Origin of the sequence: Mycobacterium sp. E3247 (assembly GCF_001667785.1) — a bacterium.
Taxonomy (GTDB): Bacteria; Actinomycetota; Actinomycetes; order Mycobacteriales; family Mycobacteriaceae; genus Mycobacterium.
Genome location: NZ_LZJG01000465.1, coordinates 1 through 4,656, shown reverse-complemented (window position 1 = coordinate 4,656; position 4,656 = coordinate 1). Strand labels below are relative to the sequence as shown.

8 protein-coding genes and 1 riboswitch are annotated in these 4,656 nt (G+C 70.9%); of the genes, 6 read left to right on the top strand and 2 right to left on the bottom strand.

What is annotated here, in order from left to right:
• Both A9X04_RS22955 and A9X04_RS22950 read left to right on the top strand, forming a co-directional pair.
• The coding region (locus A9X04_RS22955; RefSeq protein WP_197509325.1) for a PspA/IM30 family protein at nt 1–408 on the top strand (408 nt) is incomplete at its 5' end.
• Nucleotides 409–417: 9 nt separating this feature from the next.
• The gene (locus A9X04_RS22950; protein ID WP_067925456.1) at nt 418–1,227 is read left to right on the top strand and encodes a hypothetical protein; all 810 of its coding nucleotides are present in this window, start codon (nt 418–420) and stop codon (nt 1,225–1,227) included.
• A gap of 9 nt (nt 1,228–1,236) precedes the next feature.
• Here the strand turns inward: A9X04_RS22950 and A9X04_RS22945 are convergent, their stop codons facing one another.
• Nucleotides 1,237–1,668, bottom strand: coding sequence for a limonene-1,2-epoxide hydrolase family protein (locus tag A9X04_RS22945; protein ID WP_067925453.1), 432 nt, complete (start codon nt 1,666–1,668; stop codon nt 1,237–1,239).
• 53 nt (nt 1,669–1,721) lie between these two features.
• On the opposite strand from A9X04_RS22945, the gene A9X04_RS22940 reads away from it, so the two are divergent.
• The 3 genes from A9X04_RS22940 to A9X04_RS22930 are packed head-to-tail and all read left to right on the top strand — an operon-like array spanning nt 1,722 to nt 3,421.
• The gene (locus A9X04_RS22940; protein ID WP_067925462.1) at nt 1,722–2,888 is read left to right on the top strand and encodes a glycosyltransferase; all 1,167 of its coding nucleotides are present in this window, start codon (nt 1,722–1,724) and stop codon (nt 2,886–2,888) included.
• A 31-nt stretch (nt 2,889–2,919) separates the two neighbouring features.
• The gene (locus tag A9X04_RS22935; RefSeq protein WP_067925459.1) at nt 2,920–3,183 is read left to right on the top strand and encodes a hypothetical protein; all 264 of its coding nucleotides are present in this window, start codon (nt 2,920–2,922) and stop codon (nt 3,181–3,183) included.
• A 19-nt stretch (nt 3,184–3,202) separates the two neighbouring features.
• Nucleotides 3,203–3,421, top strand: coding sequence for a DUF3046 domain-containing protein (locus A9X04_RS22930; protein ID WP_197509328.1), 219 nt, complete (start codon nt 3,203–3,205; stop codon nt 3,419–3,421).
• A 91-nt stretch (nt 3,422–3,512) separates the two neighbouring features.
• Here A9X04_RS22930 and A9X04_RS22925 read toward each other — a convergent pair whose 3' ends face one another.
• Nucleotides 3,513–4,214 (bottom strand): (2Fe-2S)-binding protein, encoded by a 702-nt coding sequence (locus A9X04_RS22925; protein ID WP_067925450.1) that lies wholly within the window; start codon nt 4,212–4,214, stop codon nt 3,513–3,515.
• A 56-nt stretch (nt 4,215–4,270) separates the two neighbouring features.
• A riboswitch (cobalamin riboswitch) is annotated at nt 4,271–4,405 on the bottom strand.
• 170 nt (nt 4,406–4,575) lie between these two features.
• On the opposite strand from A9X04_RS22925, the gene A9X04_RS32445 reads away from it, so the two are divergent.
• The coding region (locus A9X04_RS32445; RefSeq protein ID WP_369829001.1) for a hypothetical protein at nt 4,576–4,656 on the top strand (81 nt) is incomplete at its 3' end.

Sequence of the window (4,656 nt, the reverse complement as noted above, 5' to 3'; positions counted from 1 at the left end):
ATGGTGCTGCAGCAGAAGATCGCCGAGCGCACCAAGCTGCTCAGCCAGCTCGAGCAGGCGAAGATGCAGGAACAGGTGAGCGCCTCGCTGCGGTCGATGAGCGAGATCGCCGCGCCCGGCAACGTGCCCAACCTCGACGAGGTGCGCGACAAGATCGAACGCCGCTACGCCAACGCGGTCGGGGCCGCCGAGCTCGCGCAGGGCTCGGTGCAGGGCCGGATGCTCGAGGTCGAGCAGGCCGGCGTGCAGATGGCCGGTCACTCGCGGCTGGAGCAGATCCGCGCGTCGATGCGCGGCGAGGCGTTGCCGACCGGGGCGACGCCCGCGGCCGGGGCCACTCCGGAAGCGGCCCCCGCGCCCGCCGAGACCACCGGGGGCGCGGCCACCGAAAAGCCCTTTGGCCAGTAGCGCGGTATCGTGGCGGTGACCGAGACGCAGCGGGGGCTCTGGCGCACCTTGCTCGGGCGTGGGCTGGCCACCGCCGCCGACCTGTCGGACCTGGTGGCCCAGAAGATCAGCGCCGCCGCGGACCCCCGCGCGCGACTGCTGCGGCGGCGTCGCCGGGCGCTGCGCTGGGGCCTGATCTTCAGCGCCGGATGCGTGTTCTGGGCGGCCGTGACGATGCTGCTGGCGGCCTGGGGTTGGTTCGCGCTGCTGCTGGAGATCACCGGCGCCGTCGCGGTCGTCATGGCCATCCCCGCGACGCTGTTGCTGTTCCGCTACCGGTGGCTGCGTTCCGAGCCGCTGCCCACGCCGCGCCCCACGAACGTCCGTCGGCTGCCGCCGCCCGGCTCGGCGGCGCGGCCCGCGATGTACGCGCTGGGCGCCTCCGAACGCGGCTTCCTGTCGCTGCTGAACGTGATCGAGCGGGGCTCCATGTTGCCCACGGCCGAGATCCGCGACCTGACCGCGGCCGCCAACAAGACCTCGGCGGCCATGGCGGCCACCGCCGCGGAGGTGGTGTCGATGGAGCGGGCGGCGCAGTCCAGCGAATCGTCGCGGTCGTATCTGGTGCCGACCATCAACGCGTTCACCGCACAGCTGAGTGCAGGCGTGCGCCAGTACAACGAAATGGTCACCGCCGCAGCCCAATTGGTGTCGTCGGCCAACGGCGATCAGTTGGCCGCCTCGCAGCGCTACCGCGCCGAGCTGGCCGGGGCGACCGACCGCCTGGTCGGTTGGGCGCAGGCTTTCGACGAACTCGGCGGGCTGCGCGGCGCCAGCTGATGACCGTGGCTAGAACGTCGCTTTGAGCGACGGCAGCACCACGGCCGCCAGGCCACGAAGGGTGGCCTTGAACATGTCGAAGAAGTCGAAGTAGTCGCGCCACAACGTGATTCGCCCGTCGTGGACCTCGAACACGCCGCACACCCAGAACTGAAGCCGCACCGGGCCGAAGATCAGGGCGTCGGTGCGCTCGGTGAGCACCGCCCCGCCGTCGGCGGCGATGCGATGGATCTTCACCTCGAAGGCGGCCCGGCCGTCCATCTGGCGAAACAGCTTCATCGCCCGGGCGCGGCCGTGAATCGTCGGCAACCCGACGTTCTCGTAGACGAGGTTGTCGTCGAGTGCCGCGTCGGCGGCGTCGTAATCCGCGTCCTGCAGGGCGTTCAGAAAGCCCTCGACCGTGCGGGTGTTCGCAACGGTTGTACCGGTCAGCTCGGTCATGACTGCCAGCGTAGGCGAGCGTGGCGGTCGCGCGCTGTGGCAGGGTGTGGCCGATGCGTGTCGCTGTGGTCGCCGGGCCGGATCCCGGTCACTCGTTCCCCGCGATCGCGCTGTGCCAACGCTTCGCCGACGCCGGCGACGAGCCGACGCTGTTCACCGGCGCGGAGTGGGTCGACACCGCCCGCGCCGCCGGCATCGACGCCGCCGTGCTGGACGGGCTCGTGGCCACCGACGACGATGTCGACGCCGGGGCCCGCATCCATCGGCGCGCGGCGCGGATGGCCGTCCTCAACGCGCCTGCGCTGCGCGACCTGGCGCCCGACCTGGTGGTGTCCGACGTCATCACCGCCGCTGGTGGCATGGCCGCGGAGCTGTTGGGCATCCCGTGGATCGAGCTCGACCCGCATCCCCTGTACCTGCCGTCGAAGGGGTTGCCGCCGATAGGCAGCGGGCTGGCGCCGGGCACCGGCCTGCGCGGCCGGCTCCGCGATGCGATCATGCGCGCGCTCACCGCGCGATCCTGGCGCGCGGGCCTGCGGCAGCGCGCCGCCGTGCGGGTGGAGATCGGGCTGCCCGCCCGTGACCCCGGGCCGCTGCGGCGCCTGATCGCCACCCTGCCGGCCCTCGAGGTGCCGCGGCCGGACTGGCCGGCGGAGGCCGTGCTGGTGGGGCCCCTGCACTTCGAACCGACCGATCGGGTGCTGGAAATCCCGCCCGGCTCGGGGCCCGTGGTGGTCGTCGCGCCGTCGACCGCGTTGACCGGGACCGAGGGACTCGCCGAGGTCGCGCTGGCTCACCTGAGGCCGGGGGAGACGCTCCCGGCGGGATCGCGGCTGGTGGTCTCGCGGCTGGGCGGTGCGGATCTGGGAGTGCCGCCGTGGGCGGTGGTCGGGCTGGGCAGCCAGGCGGAGCTGTTGACGCACGCCGACCTGGTGATTTGCGGCGGGGGCCACGGCATGGTGGCCAAGACGCTGCTGGCGGGGGTGCCGCTGGTGGTGGTGCCCGGGGGCGGTGATCAGTGGGAGATGGCCAACCGGGTGGTCCGGCAGGGCAGCGGGCGGCTGATCCGGCCGCTGACCCCCGAGGCGCTGGTGGCTGCGGTCAACGAGGTGCTGTCGTCGCCGTGTTATCGGGCGGCCGCCCGATCCGCCGCCGCTAGCATCGCCAGTGTGGCCGATCCGGTCCGCGTGTGCCACGAAGCGCTCGCCCGGACGGGATGACGGGCCGGATCGCGACGGGAGGGCAATGGCAATGAGGGCGATCGCCGCCGGCGGCCTGCTTCTGGCCTTGATGTTCAGCTCGGGCGTCGCGCGCGCGGACAGCGGCGACGAGCAGCAGGCATGCCAGTTGATGGACGACCCGGTTGCCGCTCAACAGGGCTTGCAGCCGGTCGAATACGCCTTCATGCAGTTGCGCTCCAGGATGTCGGCGGAGCGCGCGCGGACCACCATGTCGGAGGCCGTCCAGGACTTCTGCCCCAACCACTGGACCGATCTGCCGGCCAGCTGGCGGTGACGGGGCCGGTGTCCGACTCCTGCCCGATGGGTATCTTGCTGGCGTGCGGCTAACGGAATTCAACGAACGGGTGGTCCTGAGGTTCGGTGCGGCGTACGGCTCTTCGGTGCTGGCCGACCACGTGCTGACCGGTTTCGGCGGCCGCACCGCCGCCCAGGCGATCGAGGACGGGGTCGAGCCCCGCGACGTGTGGCGGGCCCTGTGCGTCGACTTCGACGTGCCGCGTGACCAGTGGTGAATCCGTCGATGGCGGCGTTGCGTGTGCGCTTGTGGCTTCGAGTGTGTAGCGGTGGCGCGATCGGGGCCGTTTTCCCGCCCTGGACGCACACTCAAAGCCCTGGACGCACACTCAATCTCCGGTTCGATGACGGTGGCTTCTCGAAGACGCAGTCGCCGCAGACGGATCCGCCGGGCAGGCGATAGAAGAGACAGCAACTACGACGTCTGAAGCCCAGGGGAGGGCCGGTGACGACGCCCGATCCGGCCAGCACACCGGTGCCCTGCAGCGCGCGGACCATCTCGGTGATCCGCGCGCCCAGGTCGGGCCGCGCGGCGAGCAGGGCCCGGGCAGCTCCGATCAGCGCCGAGGAGATGTTGCCCGCCAGCAGCGCGGGCGCCAGCCCCACTCGCAGACCGGCGGCGAGCTCCTGCATGTGCTCGTGCACGACCAGCCGGTAGAGCGCGTCCGGTGAGCAGGCCGGGATCCCGACCGGAGCGGGCAACCGCAGTTGCGCCCCGTCATCGGCGCGTTGCAGGTCGGCCAGGTCGGGGACGACACCGTGACCGAGCGCGCACGCGAGCATGGGTGACCACAGCCGGGTGGCGTGGCCGAGGTGCACCAGCGAGGCGCTGATCCGCAGATCCGTCGTGTGATAGCGCCGGGCGGTGGCCTCGACCAAGTCGGTGAACCCGTCGGCGTAGGCCTGCCGGACCGGATGCCACCCGGCCGCGTCACCGCCGATGGTCAGCGCGAAAAACCCTTTGTAGGTAGATATTTCGGCCAGCCCAGCGTAGATGTCTCGCACGGTCATGTATGCGCAACCAGGCCTCTCTGGGGAGATCCGCCCCAGTTGTCGTGAGGAAGCTGTCGTGAGGAAGCGCTGACGGTGAGTATCTGGGCTCTCGGGAGGGGGCGATCCCCATCCCGGTCACCGTGGCGGGACCGCACCGGATTCACACCGGTTTGCTCGAGCGTATGGGCCCCGTCAGCGCCTTTCGGTGGCCGATGTTGCCACACGCTGTCACCGGGTTCGGCGTGTCCGCTTGAATCGAACAGGTGTTCGGCTACTGTGGGAAACGTTCGGTGAGTCAACTTGTCGGTGGCCCTCTCTAGTGTCACGGCCAACCGACCGACACCGGTCACCGAACACACCGAACCATAGGAGAGGCACCATGGCGCAAGCCCCCGACCGCGAGAAGGCTCTCGAACTGGCGATGGCCCAGATCGAAAAGAGCTACGGCAAAGGCTCGGTG

Coding starts and splice junctions, on each gene's coding strand:
- A9X04_RS22940 (WP_067925462.1), top strand. CDS start 1,722: ATGCGTGTCGCTGTGGTCGCCGGGCCGGATCCCGGTCACTCGTTCCCC.
- A9X04_RS22925 (WP_067925450.1), bottom strand. CDS start 4,214: ATGACCGTGCGAGACATCTACGCTGGGCTGGCCGAAATATCTACCTAC.
- A9X04_RS22935 (WP_067925459.1), top strand. CDS start 2,920: ATGAGGGCGATCGCCGCCGGCGGCCTGCTTCTGGCCTTGATGTTCAGC.
- A9X04_RS22945 (WP_067925453.1), bottom strand. CDS start 1,668: ATGACCGAGCTGACCGGTACAACCGTTGCGAACACCCGCACGGTCGAG.